This window comes from Bacillus safensis FO-36b, assembly GCF_000691165.1.
GTDB lineage: Bacteria > Bacillota > Bacilli > Bacillales > Bacillaceae > Bacillus > Bacillus safensis.
On the sequence record NZ_ASJD01000001.1, the window covers coordinates 394,954 to 411,793 of the forward strand.

Annotated in this window: 23 protein-coding genes; 19 read left to right on the forward strand and 4 right to left on the reverse strand. The window is 39.9% G+C overall.

From position 1 onward, the window contains the following. Positions 1–910: 910 nt before the first annotated feature. On the reverse strand, positions 911–1,237 hold the full coding sequence (locus BA81_RS01965) for an uberolysin/carnocyclin family circular bacteriocin (protein ID WP_034280046.1): 327 nt from the start codon (positions 1,235–1,237) through the stop codon (positions 911–913). A gap of 261 nt (positions 1,238–1,498) precedes the next feature. Between BA81_RS01965 and BA81_RS01970 the strand changes: the two genes are divergently transcribed. The 7 genes from BA81_RS01970 to BA81_RS02005 all read left to right on the forward strand — a co-directional run bounded on the left by BA81_RS01970 (position 1,499) and on the right by BA81_RS02005 (position 5,960). After that, complete coding sequence (locus tag BA81_RS01970; RefSeq protein ID WP_313960052.1) at positions 1,499–2,065, forward strand: GNAT family N-acetyltransferase; 567 nt, start codon at positions 1,499–1,501, stop codon at positions 2,063–2,065. 16 nt (positions 2,066–2,081) lie between these two features. Further along, positions 2,082–2,636, forward strand: a complete 555-nt coding sequence (locus tag BA81_RS01975) for a hypothetical protein (protein ID WP_034280049.1) — start codon at positions 2,082–2,084, stop codon at positions 2,634–2,636. 204 nt (positions 2,637–2,840) lie between these two features. Continuing rightward, positions 2,841–4,199, forward strand: a complete 1,359-nt coding sequence (locus BA81_RS01980; RefSeq protein ID WP_227001672.1) for a polysaccharide deacetylase family protein — start codon at positions 2,841–2,843, stop codon at positions 4,197–4,199. Between the two features lie 107 nt (positions 4,200–4,306). Beyond that, on the forward strand, positions 4,307–4,498 hold the full coding sequence (locus BA81_RS01985; protein ID WP_034280052.1) for a hypothetical protein: 192 nt from the start codon (positions 4,307–4,309) through the stop codon (positions 4,496–4,498). Positions 4,499–4,777: 279 nt separating this feature from the next. After that, positions 4,778–5,203: an NUDIX hydrolase gene (locus tag BA81_RS01995; protein WP_034280057.1), complete on the forward strand. Its 426-nt coding sequence runs from the start codon at positions 4,778–4,780 to the stop codon at positions 5,201–5,203. A gap of 35 nt (positions 5,204–5,238) precedes the next feature. Next, positions 5,239–5,667, forward strand: coding sequence for a hypothetical protein (locus tag BA81_RS02000; RefSeq protein WP_034280060.1), 429 nt, complete (start codon positions 5,239–5,241; stop codon positions 5,665–5,667). Positions 5,668–5,669: 2 nt separating this feature from the next. Continuing rightward, on the forward strand, positions 5,670–5,960 hold the full coding sequence (locus BA81_RS02005) for a DUF3986 family protein (protein ID WP_227001671.1): 291 nt from the start codon (positions 5,670–5,672) through the stop codon (positions 5,958–5,960). A 22-nt stretch (positions 5,961–5,982) separates the two neighbouring features. On the opposite strand, the gene BA81_RS02010 is transcribed toward BA81_RS02005, so the two are convergent. Beyond that, complete coding sequence (locus tag BA81_RS02010; protein ID WP_034280063.1) at positions 5,983–6,465, reverse strand: DinB family protein; 483 nt, start codon at positions 6,463–6,465, stop codon at positions 5,983–5,985. Between the two features lie 663 nt (positions 6,466–7,128). Continuing rightward, positions 7,129–7,857 (reverse strand): RNA polymerase sporulation sigma factor SigK, encoded by a 729-nt coding sequence (gene sigK / locus BA81_RS02015; protein ID WP_034738387.1) that lies wholly within the window; start codon positions 7,855–7,857, stop codon positions 7,129–7,131. A 221-nt stretch (positions 7,858–8,078) separates the two neighbouring features. Between sigK and BA81_RS02020 the strand changes: the two genes are divergently transcribed. The 4 genes from BA81_RS02020 (at position 8,079) to BA81_RS19685 (ending at position 11,139) form a co-directional block, all read left to right on the forward strand. Continuing rightward, positions 8,079–9,200, forward strand: a complete 1,122-nt coding sequence (locus tag BA81_RS02020; RefSeq protein WP_024427938.1) for a response regulator aspartate phosphatase — start codon at positions 8,079–8,081, stop codon at positions 9,198–9,200. A gap of 157 nt (positions 9,201–9,357) precedes the next feature. Next, positions 9,358–10,098, forward strand: coding sequence for a polysaccharide deacetylase family protein (locus tag BA81_RS02025; protein ID WP_034280068.1), 741 nt, complete (start codon positions 9,358–9,360; stop codon positions 10,096–10,098). Positions 10,099–10,182: 84 nt separating this feature from the next. Next, entirely contained in the window at positions 10,183–10,911 is a 729-nt protein-coding gene (locus BA81_RS02030) for an SGNH/GDSL hydrolase family protein (protein ID WP_034280072.1), read from the forward strand. 78 nt (positions 10,912–10,989) lie between these two features. After that, entirely contained in the window at positions 10,990–11,139 is a 150-nt protein-coding gene (locus BA81_RS19685; RefSeq protein ID WP_162842499.1) for a hypothetical protein, read from the forward strand. Positions 11,140–11,274: 135 nt separating this feature from the next. Here the strand turns inward: BA81_RS19685 and BA81_RS02035 are convergent, their stop codons facing one another. After that, the gene (locus tag BA81_RS02035; protein ID WP_003217327.1) at positions 11,275–11,415 is read right to left on the reverse strand and encodes a sporulation histidine kinase inhibitor Sda; all 141 of its coding nucleotides are present in this window, start codon (positions 11,413–11,415) and stop codon (positions 11,275–11,277) included. Between the two features lie 361 nt (positions 11,416–11,776). On the opposite strand from BA81_RS02035, the gene BA81_RS02040 reads away from it, so the two are divergent. Genes BA81_RS02040 through BA81_RS02075 form a run of 8 tightly spaced genes read left to right on the forward strand, consistent with a single transcriptional unit; the run spans position 11,777 to position 16,794 of the window. Then, the gene (locus BA81_RS02040) at positions 11,777–12,298 is read left to right on the forward strand and encodes a YqeG family HAD IIIA-type phosphatase (protein WP_008356191.1); all 522 of its coding nucleotides are present in this window, start codon (positions 11,777–11,779) and stop codon (positions 12,296–12,298) included. 2 nt (positions 12,299–12,300) lie between these two features. Beyond that, a complete protein-coding gene (gene yqeH, locus BA81_RS02045; protein WP_034280075.1) occupies positions 12,301–13,401 on the forward strand; it encodes a ribosome biogenesis GTPase YqeH in 1,101 nt (366 codons plus the stop codon). Between the two features lie 21 nt (positions 13,402–13,422). Then, on the forward strand, positions 13,423–14,265 hold the full coding sequence (gene aroE, locus BA81_RS02050) for a shikimate dehydrogenase (RefSeq protein ID WP_034280078.1): 843 nt from the start codon (positions 13,423–13,425) through the stop codon (positions 14,263–14,265). Continuing rightward, on the forward strand, positions 14,259–14,549 hold the full coding sequence (gene yhbY, locus BA81_RS02055) for a ribosome assembly RNA-binding protein YhbY (RefSeq protein WP_008342507.1): 291 nt from the start codon (positions 14,259–14,261) through the stop codon (positions 14,547–14,549). Before aroE ends, yhbY begins: the two co-directional genes overlap by 7 nt. Before the next feature lie 13 nt (positions 14,550–14,562). Next, a complete protein-coding gene (locus BA81_RS02060) occupies positions 14,563–15,132 on the forward strand; it encodes a nicotinate-nucleotide adenylyltransferase (RefSeq protein ID WP_034280081.1) in 570 nt (189 codons plus the stop codon). Beyond that, positions 15,122–15,685, forward strand: coding sequence for a bis(5'-nucleosyl)-tetraphosphatase (symmetrical) YqeK (gene yqeK, locus BA81_RS02065; protein ID WP_034280084.1), 564 nt, complete (start codon positions 15,122–15,124; stop codon positions 15,683–15,685). The genes BA81_RS02060 and yqeK overlap by 11 nt, the downstream gene beginning before the upstream one ends. A gap of 12 nt (positions 15,686–15,697) precedes the next feature. Further along, positions 15,698–16,054 (forward strand): ribosome silencing factor, encoded by a 357-nt coding sequence (gene rsfS, locus BA81_RS02070; RefSeq protein WP_003217467.1) that lies wholly within the window; start codon positions 15,698–15,700, stop codon positions 16,052–16,054. Further along, positions 16,051–16,794 carry a class I SAM-dependent DNA methyltransferase gene (locus BA81_RS02075; protein WP_034280087.1) on the forward strand — a complete coding sequence of 248 codons (744 nt, stop codon included), beginning with the start codon at positions 16,051–16,053 and terminating at the stop codon, positions 16,792–16,794. Before rsfS ends, BA81_RS02075 begins: the two co-directional genes overlap by 4 nt. The last annotated feature ends 46 nt before the right edge of the window (positions 16,795–16,840 follow it).

Genomic DNA, 16,840 nt, shown 5'->3' on the forward strand with positions numbered 1-16,840 from the left:
CCACGAAAAATGTGACAGGTGAAGTAAAAAGCGCTAGAAATTGTAGAAATACCGAATCCTGTGAAAATAAAGCATGATGGATTTGCTGAAGATTATTCTGATATAAAGACACCAAGTTGTTTGAAAGTGTAATCCAAAACGCATCTTCTGCAAGCGAAGAAATTGATTGAAAAAGTTGTCGGAAGGTGTGATAAAAAGGGAAAATAACGTTCGATATTAGAACCCTTCCGAATAAGAAGAAAAGTAAAGAGATGCTTGCGAAAAAAAGAACACGAATGATCCCAATTTTTTTTACGACAATGTTATAGATGTAAGCACCAAATATCTTATTGCTGACGATAAAAAGTAAGAAGCCTGTCAATAAAACATTGAGATGCTTCAACCAAAATATCCAGTCATGTGTTTGAGCAATGAAATATTGAAAGAGAAAATAAATCAAATAAGTACTCAAGCTCGTAAATAGAAGCCATACCAACTCTGAAAATAAAAGCGTTTGAAAAAGGCGTCTCGCGGAAACAGGTGCAAGCTGTATTAACTCTTCAAAAGGAAGAATATGCGTTCTTCTATAAGATTCAATTCCTTTGACAATAGAGAAAAGGAACAAAAATATCACAAAAGCACTTTCCCATTCTATTTGATAGACCGAAGAGTAAAGATATGAATAAATAACGAATACAATCAGGCATCCGAATAAAGTATCAAGAATGCAAGAAAATAATATGTATTGTTTAGAAGAAAACGATTTGAAAAATGAAACCCTGCGTATTATAAACTGAGCTAGATTTGAATATTGTTGTTTCATTCTAATTGATAGAAGTAGTGATAATAATGGATATAACATCTTCTCACCTGCATAAAAATTTAAATAGAAGGAGAACAAAGTCTCCTTCTATTGGGTCATAAAATTGAATTACCAAGCAATAACAGCTTTACGGCCTTTTTTCTTAATTTCGTTTTTAAGGTACTGACGAATTGTCTCTTTACCAGCCGCTGCAATGAGAGAAAGACCACCTGATCCTACAGCAGTTAAAATGGAGACAATTGTTGTAACAGCCCCGCCCGCTTCAACCACGTTCAGAACAACAGCTGCAACACTGCCTGGAATACCAAATTCTTTTGCTAGATCAGCAACGGGCAGCATTTGTAGCGAGAAGGAAAAAAGAGCTAGCATAAGGAATCCTACTGCTAAAGCACCAAAAAGAACATGTAGTTTGATTTCATTTCTTGTTTCTGTCATATCAAATTCCTCCCTTTTTTGTATTTTTATTACTATTTTATCTTAAGATATCTTTTAGTTCATCGCAATCCTTTTTTTTCATTTTTTTCATGAATTAGTTATAGATTAATATAAAAAAGGTGAAAAGATAAGTGAGAAAAGAATCGTTTTTGCTAGAATAAAACACGTAAACATGATCTGAAATACCTTGTTTTCACAGGTGGGAAAGCGAGTCTAATTTGCATATAGGTAAAGAGATATGTGCAGAGGGACCAATATCCTTTGATCAAAATCTTCTTTCAAGATAAAATTGGAAGTATCCATCATTCTTTTGGAGGCGGTTTTCTGAATATTCGATTGTTAACACCAGATGATGCTGAAGAATATGCGGCACTCAGACTAGAAGCACTGCGATTAAATCCAGAGGGTTTTGCGATGAGCTATGAGGAAGAGCAAATCAATACAAAGGACAAATATAAAGCGCGTTTTGCTTCGGCCCAATCTATGTGGACTTTTGGCGCTTTTCATCAAGGGCAGCTTGTGGGGGCAGTCACGCTCATCCAAGAAACCTTGCAGAAGTTAAAGCACCGAGCGAATCTGACAGCGATGTATGTAACACCTAGTGCCCGCGGAGAAGGAGCAGGCCAGGCCTTGATGACAAAAGCTCTTTCCTTTGCGCGAGAACGGCAGGATATCGAGCAAATGTATTTATCAGTGGTGACAACTAATCACTCAGCCAAGCGCCTCTATCGCTCCGTTGGATTTGAGTCGTACGCTGTCGAAGAAAAAGCGCTAAAATGGGCTGATACATATGCAGATGAGGAAAAAATGGTTTTATTTTTATCATAGTCTGGAGGAGATAGAAGTGGATCAACAGGCCATGCGTATCATATTAGCAGCAGGACCCAATAGTGAGCTGGAATCTTTTGCCCTGCGTGCAGCACTTGAAAACTTCGGCGTGAAAGTCGATATGCATTGGATCGGAAGACCGAATGATCTGATTCATGTGTTATCTGGTAGAGCTAGAGGTGAAATAGATTACCTTCTTTTATCGTTTCACGGTGAAGAAGGAGCATTTATCATGCCTGAATTAGGGGAAGATGTTTACGAAGATGAGGAGCCTAGAGATACTGCCTTTGGAGTGGATGAAATCAAGCGGTATGCCTCCTTAAAAGGAGTTCATGTCATCTCTACAGGCTGCACACTAGGAGAGAAAAATTTAGCAGATGCTTTCTTAGAGTCAGGAGCTACATCTTATACGGCACCGGACGATTACATCGATGGGAATGCAGCATTTATTTTTGTGCTGACCATGCTGTACGAGCTCATGAACAATACAAAGACGGTCAGAGCGGCATTTGATCGAGCGCGTTCCATTGATGAAGAAACGAAATTATTTCAACTATATATGCAAAAGTAATCAAAGGACTGAGAAATCAAGTCCTTTTTTTATTCCTCTCTAAAAATGTGTCGAAAATGTGACAGTTATGTGATTTGCAAACTAAAAAGGGTGCATGCAAAGTCTATCCTACAAACACACGTCATTCAGGCATGACGGCATCACGAGAGGAGAATCATTGTGTCAATGAAATGGAAAGTCAGTCTCGTCCTATGAAGACTTGCGATGATCATCGGAATCGCTGCGTTTTATCATAATCAGCAGGCAAGCGGGACAGAGAAGAAGAAGGTAGAACCAGATGCGAGCTATAAAGAAGTTGAAATTGTGACCCTCGTGAATGACGGGAGATACTTGAGATATGCTGTGAACTATCCTGTGTTTCATCAAAAAAAGCTAGATCAAGAGATGAAAAGATTTGCAGAAACAGCGCTGGACAAATTCAAAACATCGTTTAGTGAAGCAAGTGATGTCGATGAAGATCATCGATACGAATTAAACATAGATTACGAGATTACTCATTATGCCAAACAAACTGCTGCGATCAAATTCAATACATATGAATTGAAAGGCGGAGTAAAAGGCGCACATGAAACGAAGATATTCAATTTTGATTTCAAGAAACAGCAGTTTTTATCAATTGATGATCTATTTTTATCAAAGAAAAAAAGTCTGCAAAAACTGTCTCAAATGACATTTGAGGAGTTGAAAAAAGATCGCTCTCTTGCTGAAAACGAGCATTTGCTCAAACAAGGAACGTCTCCTAAGGCAGAGCATTATCAGTATTTTGCCATCAAAGATCGTTTTATTGAATTTTACTTTCCAGCAGGGCAAATTGCACCAGTCAAACAAGGCCCTCAAGTGCTGGCGATTAAGAAAACACTGCTTAAAGGTATGTTAAAGCCAGAATACATCAATAAAGAAAAGAACAAAAACGAGAAAAAAGAACCGATCGCAAAAAGAAAGATCGTAAAACTGCCAAAACAGGGAGTATTCAACCCAAATCAAAAAGCCATTGCCCTTACATTTGATGATGGACCAAATCCATCAACGACCTCAAAAATCTTAACAGCTTTAAAAGAAAACAAGGGACATGCGACATTTTTTGTATTAGGAAGCAGGGTTCAATATTATCCTGATATGCTGGGTGAAATCAGAAAAGGTGGAAATGAAATCGGAAATCATTCCTATAACCACCCTTTACTCACAAGACTGCCATTAAAACAAGCTATCAAACAAGTAGAAGATACACAGCAAATCATTGAAAAAGCAGGCGGGTTCACACCGACTCACTTTAGACCGCCATATGGTGGAACAAACAGGCAGATCAACGAGGCTGTCAACATGAAAGTCACGCTTTGGGACGTAGATCCTGAAGACTGGAAATATCGCAACAGCCAATACGTCGCCAACTACATTCTTACACATGCGTCTAGCGGAGAAACCGTCTTAATGCACGACATCTATGACACCTCTGCAAACGCAGCTGTCACGATCATCAAAGAATTGACCAAACAAGGATATCAATTACTAACAGTCTCGGAGCTTGAGCAGTGGAAGGAAGCCCGGGCGAAAAAGGTGAATTGAATACGTAAAAAAGATGCATGTCTTAATGGATTCGCATCTTTTTTAAAGCCAATTATGAGAATGAAGGGAAAATATGTTAAAGTGATTGTAGAAAGGGAGGGCTTCGAATGGTATTGATGAGGTTGATCAGCATATATATGCTGACAGCGTTTAGTTTGGGATTTGTCGTAAACTATGTACCTGGTTTGATGCTGCCCATCTATATCCTTGCGATGATTGGGCTTATTTTATGTCTCGGTCATATTGCGCTTCATTATATTCGGCGAATTAGATATATGTTGTTTGATGAAAAACGATAAGATTTCTCCTATTGTAAACACCTCCGGTTGCGTGAGGTGTTTTTTTCGGTTTTTGATGTTCTAACAGTTGAATGATTTTCTCGTTTGACGCTTTGAGTTGTCTCAAAAGAGAAACGATATTTCCTGTAAATCCCACAAGCCCAACAAGTAAAATGATGATCATCCACATGCTCTGGCCTCCAATCGCTGACTACTAATACAGTATAATAAGAATGTATAAAATGAACAGTTCGTGCCATATATTCGGCAATTAAATGGAGAATGTTGAGGGGGATTTATTTGAAACGAGTAGACGTGGTTTCAGCTATTATTTATGATGAGGAAGGAAATCTATTAACAGTCAAGAATGTAAAGGGATATTGGGAACTTCCGGGCGGTGCTGTGGAAAAAGGTGAACACCTGCAGCAGGCTGTCATCCGTGAAGTAAAAGAAGAGACAGGGTATGTTGTCAAAGTAAATGAACTTCATTCGGTTCGAGAAGCGTTCTTTCAAGATAAAAAACATCATGCGCTTATCATTACGTTCTTTGCGAGAATCACCGGAGGAGAGATGAACATTCTAGATCCGGATCAGGATATTGAAGAAGTAAAATGGGTCAGCACTCAAACCTTTCAAAAGCTAAACCCAAAGCTATCTCACATGCTAAAATTAAACCAGCAAACACAAGCTTTTTATGATTTTGAGGGGAATAGAACAATTGGTTAAATCCAAATTGATATAGGCATGAAGGAGCGATATTGATGTTTTTATACTACGGGCCTACAGGAGCTCCAGTAGAAAATCCGGGAGAAGAATTCATGAAAAAGATCTTCTTTCAGGAGGGTGAAGAGTATTGGAAACAAGGTAACGGGGAATCTTCCATTGAGATAGAGGAAGATTGGGAATGCGAAACTCTAGTTTTCTTTTATACTGAGCCGTATGGATTCTTTATCATCAGATATCCAGATTTTTTAGTCCCTTTTCAAAAGGCAGAAAAGATCGAAACGATCGAGCATTTCATAGCAGGATCACCATTGCATGTGCCATCGTGCAGCTATGTCGACCGCAATCAGGCTTATCAAATCGTCCAATACTTTTTGACGACAAAAACGGTACCTGATTTTGTTGATTGGGTTGAGTTAAGGAATATTGATTTTCAGCAAGATATGAAAGTTAAGGGAGCAAGATAAAAGTGTGTACAGATGAAAGAATACATAGGTTAGATGAGAGTATGCATGTACATGTAGGATATTATGAACAAGGTTGTGATTATGAAGGCGTGTTTTTTAAGAGTTTAGAAACAGGAAAATGGTTATTGTTTTTTGATCAAAAAAGTTACGGGTTGAATCTCTTAAAGAGTTATGAGGAATACAATCATTTAGGCTTATTCATTGGGGAATATCCCATTGAAGATGATCAAATCGAAGAGAAAGGTCAGCAATTATTTGAGTGCTTTTTAAAAGAAAATGGCATTGTGGAATAAATGAATGGATCTTTAACTGACCTTACTTTTCATAAGAATGTACTGATTTTAACTTTCTACCGATAAAATTAGCAGATACAGGTGTTAATTCTTTTTCTCTTGCCCAAACAGAAAGTTGACCGATATGGTGAATTTCGTGGGCAATTATATGATGTAATATTTCATTTTTAGTGTATTCATCTTCATCCCAAGGAACTGTTACTATTCGATCTTGTTTTTCATCTAAATGAAACTTTAAAATTTCAACGATTTCATGTCGTAAAGTAGATGAGAGAGTTTTTACCTTCGTCAGAGACTTGTAATCATCAAAATTCAATACCACGTCTTCTTTACCCTGAATACCACGGAGCCAACTATATTCAACATCGATAATGTGAAAAAGAGTGTATAAAATACTCCCCACTCCACCTATGCGGTCTTGTAACAACTCTTCTGTTGTTAGTTGATGACACCAGTTAACCCATTCGTCTCTAACCTGCCAGTTGTACTCAAAAAACTTAATCATTATGATCACTCCAAAGTTAAATTGTTTCTTTAAGTACTGCTATTTCTTAAAGATATTCTTGTAGAATTAAACGACACAATGTACATGATCTGGTGTCAGTTTAGAACCAATCATACTATCAACCTTGTTTTCATAACATGACCCTTGGAAACTGTTACGTTTATAGGGTCTCTTGCAGCAAGTTGTTCTTTTGGGTAAGCGGTAGTTTATCAATGTGTTTTAACAAATTACTAAACGCCTTCCTCATACTTCTAATATCCCGAATGTTTGTTCCTGTATTGATTATACTAAGCTTTCTGACAGGTATCAAATATCAACATTTACTTTTAACAGAGCCTTTTTCTCTTCAAAAAAATTGATTAGCAAGAATACACGAAGCATCATATTTTATTTTTTCGTATTTAAATTTTTTAAGCATTAATGCAGAATACAATACTTATATGCAAATCGCTTTGCCATCATTTCCTGCAGTACTCTAAATAGTGGAGCATAATAAATTGATTTCCTTCATGCCTTAGTTCATGACCAAAATCTTGCCATTGTTCTTGAGGGCTAAGGCGGCAGCTATTATCAAAAGAAATGCAGAGTGACAGTAGCTTAGCGCCGAAATAAAAAACAGACCTCATGAGGTCTGTTTTTGTTAGAAGTTAGGAAAATTCATTTTCACTTCCCCTTCTCCCGCTTTCGTTTCTCCTTCTCCGCCCGGTAAAACTCATGAAACATCTTCATCAGCGCGCGCTTCTCAATACGAGACACATAGCTCCGCGATATCCCAAGCTCTTTGGCTATTTCCCGCTGCGTTTTTTCTTTCTTTAAATCAAGGCCAAACCGGCCGACGATCACTTCTTTTTCTCGGCCGTCGAGAATGTCGATATACTCCTTTACTTTTTCAAGCTCCATGTTGAGCTGAATGGTATCGATCACATCTTCATTTTCAGATTTTAAGACATCGATTAATGAAATTTCGTTGCCTTCTTTATCCTGACCGATGGGATCATGCAAGGAGACATCTTTTTTCGTTTTTTTGAGCGCGCGTAAATGCATGAGAATTTCATTTTCAATACACCGCGCCGCATACGTTGCCAGCTTTGTTCCTTTTCCAGAGGAATAGCTTTCGATGGCTTTAATGAGTCCGATCGTCCCGATGGAGATGAGGTCTTCAGCGTCTTCCCCGGTATTTTCAAATTTCTTTACAATATGGGCGACGAGCCGAAGGTTATGTTCAATCAGCATGTTTCTTGCATGTTCATCGCCCTGTGCCATGAGGGCTAAGTATTTTTTTTCATCATCTCCCGAAAGGGGCTGTGGAAAGGCATTGTTTTTGACATAGGACACTAAAAACACCAATTCTTTGACCATCAATCCCATCGCTGTAAATACTCCTGCCACGATTTTCACCTCCACCATGTTTAGGCCGCTGCCTATATCCTCAAATGTATGTGAAGGGGGGATTGTCTGTGTCTGTACGATGAAAAAATCATGTTTTTCGAAAAATGTTCGTCTCTTTTTACAGCTCCCCTCATATGTTTGCGGTTTCTTTGCGGTGCTTGGCGGTCAAGAAGCGTGCTAAAATATGTAATATTAGACCGAAAAGGAAGGGGTTTTTTCGGAACATGGGGAAGGTTCTATCTTCACATGTAGGTATGAAAATTAATGAATGGTATCGAATGATACGGCAGTTCAGTGTTCCAGATGCGGAAATCTTGAAAGCGGAAGTTGAAGCGGAAATTGAACAGATGGAAGAGGACCAGCATTTACTGATTTATTATCAGCTCATGTGTTTTCGGCACCAAATCATGCTTGACTATATACACCCTTCAAAATATCAACCTTTCTCAGTATCTAATCTAGTCGATAAAATCGAAAACTCCAATCATGAGTTATCTGATATGCTGCATTATTACCATGCATTTTTTCGTGGCATGCATGAATTTAGTCAAAAAGAATATTTAGAAGCAGTCAAATATTATCGAGTCGCAGAAAAGCAGCTGTCCATGGTATTTGATGATATTGAGCAGGCAGAGTTTCATTTTAAAGTGGCAGAAGCCTACTATATCATGAAACAAACACATGTCTCCATGCACCATATTTTAAAGGCGCTGGAAATATACGATCAGCATGATGCGTATACCATTCGCATCATTCAATGTCTCTTTGTCATCTCAGGAAATTATCAAGATTTAAAACGAAAAGACCGGGCACTGCCTCATTTAAAAAAGGCAAAACAGCTCGCATCTCAAATTGATCACCCGCGCATATACAGTTCAGCGCTCTATAATTTAGGAAAATGTTATGGTGAGCTTGGCTATAGAGAGGAAGCGGAACGATATTTAACGGAATCTGCTGATCTTGCCCGCAAAGAGCTGCTTCCAACGCTTCCGCATACGCTCTATACGCTGGCGAAGCTGCTTTTTAGACAGAATGAACAAGCGGATGCCCTGCGCATATTAGAAGATGGGAAATTGGCTGCAAAGAAGCATGAAGACCAGCTGTTCTGTCATATGTTTGAGTACCTGGATGCTTTATATGTTCAGGAAATCAATGAAGACCAACTGCAAAAAACCATTGATTATTTGGAAAAACTTAGCCTATACTCTTATATAGAGGATATCTCACTAGAAATTGCGACAGCCTTAGAAGCCTCTCAACAATACAAGAAGTCCAACCAGTATTATCAGAAATTATTATGGGCTCAAAATCAAATCCAAGAAGGAGAGTGTCTGTATGAATTCTAAGCAACGTTCGACAGTTGAAGAGAGAAACCAAACGTGAAACAAAGAGCGGGCCAATATGGCCGGCTTTTTTTATTTGAAAAAAAAGCGGATATGAGCATGAATTGATGAGAAAGCGGGCAATTTATCGGTAATGATGTTCGGTGGAGGAGGCGGTCGAATGAGAGGTCTGCATATCTTGATGTGTATATGGCTGCTATGTGCTTTTATTCCTAATAAAATAGAGGCACGTACATTAAAACGAGTCGATCTTGAAAAAACGGGACGTGCCTTTTGGGATGTGAGAGCGGAACGGAAAAAGATTGCGATCACCTTTGATGATGGACCTCATCCAGTGTATACAAATCAAATATTGGATGTGCTGAAGGAGCATCAAGTGAATGCAAGCTTTTTTGTGATAGGGAGCCGAATTCATACATATCCAATGATCGCAGAACGGATTGTGGACGAGGGGAATGAACTAGGCAATCATACGATGAATCATACGTATTTTGACCTTTTGTCGTCAAAGGAGATCAAGCGGGAATTAAAAGAATCAGCGGCCCATATCGCTTCACTCCAGCCTGGCGGTCCCTTATTATTTCGCCCTCCTGGTGGACGCTTAACAATGAAATCATTCCGCATTCTATCAAAGCAAGGGTACGATGTGGTCATGTGGTCCTTTACGCAAGATCCGAAGGACTGGTCAAGACCAGGCGCACGTAAAATTGCAAGCCGAATCATTGATCATATTCAAGGCGGCGATATCATCCTTTTACATGATGGCGGAGGAAATCGCAAGCAAACGGTAGAAGCATTGAAACAAGTGATTCCTGAGTTGAAGAAGAGGGGCTATGAATTTGTAAAAGTAAGTGAACTGCTGCACCATGACAAAGCATATATGCCTGTTCAGCTGCAATAGGCAGCATTCGTCAAAAACATTCATTCATTGAAACCAAAAGTCTTGTCGTTTACTATATGAAGAGGGCTTTTGGAGGTGAATGTTGTGAAGAAATATGTTTTCCTTTTTATCCTACTATGTGTTGCTGCTGGGTGCGCAAAGCCAGTACAAGAAAGCGTCATTGCATTTGGTGACAGCAATACAAGAGGATCAAACTGGGACTTTCGAGATTATCCAACATCTGAAAAATGGGTGAATCTCATGAAAAACGTCGAGCGCGGCCAAATTCAAGTGAAGAATGCAGGCATTGGCGGGCAGACGACTGAAGACGCGAAACTTCGCTTTGAGCAGGATATTTTAAAACAGAAACCAACTTACGTCCTCATCATGTTCGGCACGAATGATGCGGCGATTTTAGACGGGAAACATCCCCGAGTGACGAAAAAACGGTTTAAAGAAAATTTAATCTACTTTGTTTCTGAAAGTAGAAAAGAAGGCATAACCCCGATTCTCATGACCTGTGTGCCTGTTGTAGAAGGCGGGAAAAAGGGCTTGTATTATTACTCTAGATATAAGTCATCTTATTTTGCCGGGAGAGGCGGGGCAAGAGCCTGGCAAAACTCTTATAATGATATCACCAGAGAAGTAGCGAAGGATGAGCAGGTGCCGCTTGTCGACAACTGGAAAGCTTTCATCCGAGAAGCTGGAGAAGATAGTGATCATGCCCTGATTCAGTCAGGTTTAATCGACCCTTCTGGCAATCATATGACACCAAAAGGGGCGAGAATTATTTATAACGAAATCAAAGAGCGTGATGTCATCAAACATTTTTAAATGATGGCCATCTGCCTAAACAAGACCATCCATCCAGCATAGTCTAACAGTATATCTTCCTAGAAGGAGGTAACTGATATGTGGGGATGTCCTTATCCTTACCCTGCGTGTTCGCCTTATCCAGCACAAGGAGCAGGAATCGGTTACGCTTTTCTTGTTGTGTTCCTTGTGGTCATTTTAGTCGTAGGCGGAGGGTTATGGTTTTGGAATGAACAGCCTTGCAATTAAGACACCTCTTCTTTCATCAGAAGGGGTGTTTTTTACGGAAAATAGTAGTAAGCCTATAGCGCAAGTGATATAATATCAGTCACCTGAGTTTAAAAAAGGAGAGTGCTCGGGAGGCATGGTTCCTGTGATATGGAATTAAGAGGAAACAGAGAGCATATGCCCGAGCGAACGTCTTTTCATTTCTGTCTCAATTAATTCAATGAAGTCGCGATTTAAGTTCATTTCATTTGCTTTATAATACGATTCTATAAGTAAATCATCTGACAGCTTTTTCATACTAGAAACCCATATGATGGGAAAAACACCTCCCCTGAAAAAGTTGGCATAAAATTTGAGGAAAAGACATATCATCATAGGTTGATCGACTGTCTTTGAAGTACCTTTAATCTACCATGAATGGGAAACAAGAACAATCGTTCTGTTATCCACATGGTTAAGTGGATAACTTGTGGGTAGAGTGTTTATAATTGAATGAAAGCGTGATGGAATATAGGTGGATAATGTGTGTAAAATTATCCACACCTGTTGAAGGTCCTCATCATATGTCGAAAACTTTTTCATTGTATTCGATAGACAGACAAATTGTGATTTGATTCGACACAATCGCTGAAAACCAATGGAAGAAAGGGTGCAAATTGTGCTAAAGAAGTATTTCTTACCGGATGAATTTGTGAAAAGTATTTTCCACATTTCACCGCAAAAATTAAAAGAACGAAATGTAAAAGGAATTATTACCGATCTAGATAACACACTAGTAGAATGGGACCGTCCAAGTGCGACACCGCGCTTAATTGAATGGTTTCAAGAAATGAAAGATCACGGGATACAAGTGACGATTGTATCGAACAATAATGAAAAAAGGGTCAAGCTTTTTTCTGAACCGGTTCATATTCCGTTTATTTATAAAGCGAGAAAGCCTATGGGAAGAGCCTTTAATAAGGCAGTCGCTGATATGCAGTTGAAAAAAGAAGATGTGGTTGTCATTGGAGATCAGCTCATGACAGATGTTCTTGGCGGGAATCGTCATGGCTTCCATACGATTTTGGTCGTTCCTGTTGCTGCCTCGGACGGATTTTTCACAAAGTTTAACCGGCAGATTGAACGCAGAATTTTAGGAGCCTTAAAGCGTAAGGGCCACATTCAGTGGGAGGAAGAGTAATAATGGAAAAGGTTGTTTGTATTGGCTGCGGTGTAGCCATTCAGACGGAAGATAAAGATCAATTAGGATATGCGCCGGCAGCATCTCTATTGAAAGAAGATGTGATCTGTCAGCGCTGTTTTAGGTTAAAGAACTACAATGAGATTCAAGATGTTTCTTTAACAGAGGACGACTTTTTAAATATATTGCACAGCATTGGAGAGACAGATTCTCTCATTGTGAAGGTCGTTGATATTTTTGACTTTAACGGAAGCTGGATCAATGGACTGAGCCGTATTGTCGGTGGTAATCCGATTTTACTTGTCGGCAACAAAGTGGATATTTTACCGAAATCCGTGAAAAAAGATCGTCTGATTCATTGGATGAAACGGGAAGCAAAAGAAAACGGATTAAATCCTATCGATGTTTTCTTAATCAGTGCAAGCAGAGGCCAGGGTGTGCCTGAGGTGATGGAAGCGATCGATCATTACCGCGAGGGAAGAAATGTCTATGTTGTCGGCTGTACGAATGTTGGAAAATCAACATTTATCAATCGAATCATCAAAGAAGTATCTGGCGAAGAGAACGTTATTACTACATCCCAATATCCAGGTACTACACTTGATGCGATTGAAATTCCGCTTGATGACGGGTCTGCTTTATTTGATACGCCGGGCATCATCAACCGCCATCAAATGGCGCACTATGTCAGCAAAAATGACTTGAAGATTTTAACGCCGAAAAAAGAATTGAAACCGAGAACGTTCCAATTAAATGAAGCACAAACGCTTTATTTTGGCGGACTGGCTCGATTTGATTACGTAAAAGGCGGCAGAACATCATTTGTCTGCTATATGCCAAATGAGCTGAACATTCACCGTACAAAGCTGGAGAACGCAGATGATTTATATGAAAAACATGCAGGGGAACTCTTGTCACCGCCATCAAAAGAGGGAATGGAAGATTTCCCGCCGCTCATTCCGCATACCTTTACCATTGATCAGCCAAAAATGGACATCGTCTTTTCAGGTTTAGGCTGGGTTACTGCAAATGATGCGGGCAAGCAAATCAAAGTTTATGCGCCAAAAGGCGTTCATGTGTTTATGAGACGTTCGTTAATTTAAATGTTCAAAGGGGGAGAGACCTTGAAACCTTTATACGGAGTAATCGGTAACCCTGTTGGCCACTCAATGTCTCCTGATATTCATAATGCAGCACTAAAGGACGCTGGAATTGATGGACATTATCATGGCTTTCAAGTAGAAAATGATGACCTGAAAGATGCGATTAACGGCATGAAGGCGTTAGGAATCAGCGGCATTAACGTCACTGTTCCTCACAAGGTAGAAATCATGCAGTACCTCGACAAAATTGATGTGACAGCTGAACGCCTCGGTGCCGTCAATACGGTGAGGCTCGAAGGGGATCAGCTCGTTGGGTACAATACAGATGGAGAAGGCTTCCTTCATTCATTGCTTGAAGCCTTGGATCAGCCGCTATCAGAGCTGTCATTTCTCTTGATTGGTGCTGGCGGAGCGGCAAGAGCGATTTATACGACAATTGCTCAGTATGCACCGAAGAGCTTTGATATTACGAACCGCACCATTGAAAAAGCTGAAGCTTTAATTGAAAGTGCAGAGGGGAAAATCACATCTCAAGCAATCACATTAAATGCAGCAGAAGAGCGGCTTGGGGAATATGATGTCATCATCCATACGACCTCGATCGGCATGTATCCGAATGTTGAAGAAACCCCGATTTCTTTAGCGAACGCAAAAAAAACAGCGGTCGTTTGTGATATTGTGTATAATCCAATAGAAACAAAACTGCTCAGTGAAGCAGCAGGTTTAGGCTTGAAAACAGTGGATGGGGTTGGCATGTTTGTTGGACAAGCAGTAAGAGCCTTTGAACTGTGGACAGGCATTACGCCTGACGCCGGAAAAATGAAGTCAATTGTCATAGAGAAATTAGGAGGAACACCATGTTAAAAGGTAAGCAAAAACGTTTTTTACGTGCACAAGCACATCATTTATCACCTATTTTTCAAGTTGGAAAAGGCGGGGTAAATGACAATATGGTCAAGCAAATTTCCGAGGCGCTTGAAGCAAGAGAACTGTTAAAGGTCAGCGTATTGCAAAATTGCGACGAGGACAAAACGGAAGTTGCGAAAGCACTTGTAAAAGGTGCAAAGGCTGAGCTCGTTCAAACGATCGGAAATGTGATTGTCCTTTACAAAGAATCTAAGGAAAATAAACAAATTAAGCTGCCGTAAAGGTGGATGCGATATGAAAAAAATAGGGTTGTTCGGCGGTACGTTTGATCCTCCCCATAACGGGCATTTGCTGATGGCAAGTGAGGTGCGGATTCAAGTGGGGCTTGATGAAATTTGGTTTATCCCAAACCATATGCCTCCTCATAAAACTGGACGGAAACGAGCAGATAGTCATCACCGGATAAAAATGGTGGAGGCGGCGATTCAGTCAAATCCATATTTTCGGCTCGAGCTCATTGAAATGGAGCGGGAGGGCCCGTCTTATACGGTAGATACAGTCGATCTGTTAAAGAAGCGTCACCCAGAAGATCAGTTTTTTTTTATGATAGGAGCGGACATGGTCGAGTATTTGCCAAAATGGCATCGGATCGATGATTTGCTTCAAATGATCACCTTTATTGGGATGAAAAGGCCGGGTTACGTTGGAAGTACGGGATATCCTGTTTTATTTGCAGATGTTCCAGCTTTTGATGTATCATCGACATTGATTAGGCAGCGAATAGAGCAGGGGAACCCTGTCGATTATTTGATTCCGAAAGCTGTTGAGCGTTATATAAAGGAGCATCATTTATATGAATCGTGAAGAAGCATTGAACTGTGTCAAAGAGCAGTTAACAGAGCATAGATATACACATACACTCGGAGTCATGGAGACAGCCATTTCATTAGCGGAACGGTTCGGTGCAGATGTGAAAAAAGCAGAGATCGCCGCTATTTTTCATGATTATGCGAAATTTAGACCAAAAGAAGAAATGAAGGGGATTATCCAAAAAGAACAGATGAACCCTTTATTGCTTGAATATTCGCCCGAGCTTTGGCACGCCCCGGTTGGTGCCTATTTGGTCAAAAAAGAAGCTGGAATTGATGATCAAGATGTGTTAACAGCTATTGAATTTCATACTTCCGGCAGACCAGACATGACCTTACTTGAAAAAGTCATTTATGTCGCAGATTATATTGAACCAGGACGTCATTTCCCTGGTGTCGAAGAAGTAAGGGAATTAGCAGAACATGATCTAGATCGTGCACTGATCCAATCATTAAAAAACACCATCAGTTTTCTAATGAAAAAGAATCAGCCAGTCTTTCCAGATACGCTTGCTACTTACAACTCGCTTGTGCATAAGAACAACTAAGGAGGAATTTGGATGGATTCATCATCAATTTTAAACGTCGCAGCAGGAGCATGCGATGATAAACGGGCTGAGGATATTATTGCCCTTAATATGCAAGGAATCTCACTTGTTGCAGATTATTTTCTCATTTGTCACGGGAATTCTGATAAACAAGTGCAAGCCATTGCAAGAGAAGTAAAACATCTTGCTGAGGAAAGCGGAATCGAAGTGAAGAAGATGGAAGGCTTTGATGAAGCAAGATGGGTATTGATTGACCTAGGTGATGTCATTGCCCATGTGTTCCACAAAGAAGAAAGAGGATACTACAATCTAGAAAAGCTATGGGGAGATGCGCCAAGAGAAACGCTTTCACTTGGCATTAACTCATGATTTATCAAGGGTTTGCAGGTGTGTATGACGAGCTCATGACACATGCACCTTATGATGAATGGGTTCAGTGGATCCAGCAGTATATGAAGCCGAATGCTGCCATCATCGATGTAGGCTGTGGAACTGGAGAGATTTCTCTTCGGTTAGCTGAAAAGGGCTACAAGGTCACAGGAATTGACCTCAGTGAAGAAATGCTGGCCTTCGCGCAGCAAAAAGCGCAGGCGAAAAAGCAGTCGATTCAATTTTTACATCAAGATATGAGAGAGGTTACGGGCTTTGAGCAAGCCTTCCAGGCAGCTGTTATTTGCTGTGATTCCTTGAATTACTTAAAAAACGAAAATGACGTCAAAAAAACCTTTAAAAACATGTTTCAGCTTTTAGAGGCAGATGGGGTTTTACTTTTTGATGTTCATACGCCTTATAAAATGGAAGAGGTATTCCCGGGTTCGACTTATGCAGATCAAGATGAAGAGATCAGCTATATTTGGCAGAGTGATAAAGGGGATGACATGTATTCGGTCATTCATGATTTAAGCTTTTTTGTAAAAGACGGAGACATGTATCAGCGTTATGATGAGACACATGAACAGCGCACATTTCCATTTGAAACATATGCAGCGTTCCTTGAGTCCGCTGGCTTTGAACAAATAGAAGTGACTGCTGATTTTACAAATGAAGCCCCCGGTGAATTCGCCGAAAGGTATTTCATCTCAGCTAAGAAACCAAAAACCATCGTTTAATAGAACGATGGTTTTTTAAAACCCTTTTTTCGCTTGTTGCAAAGAT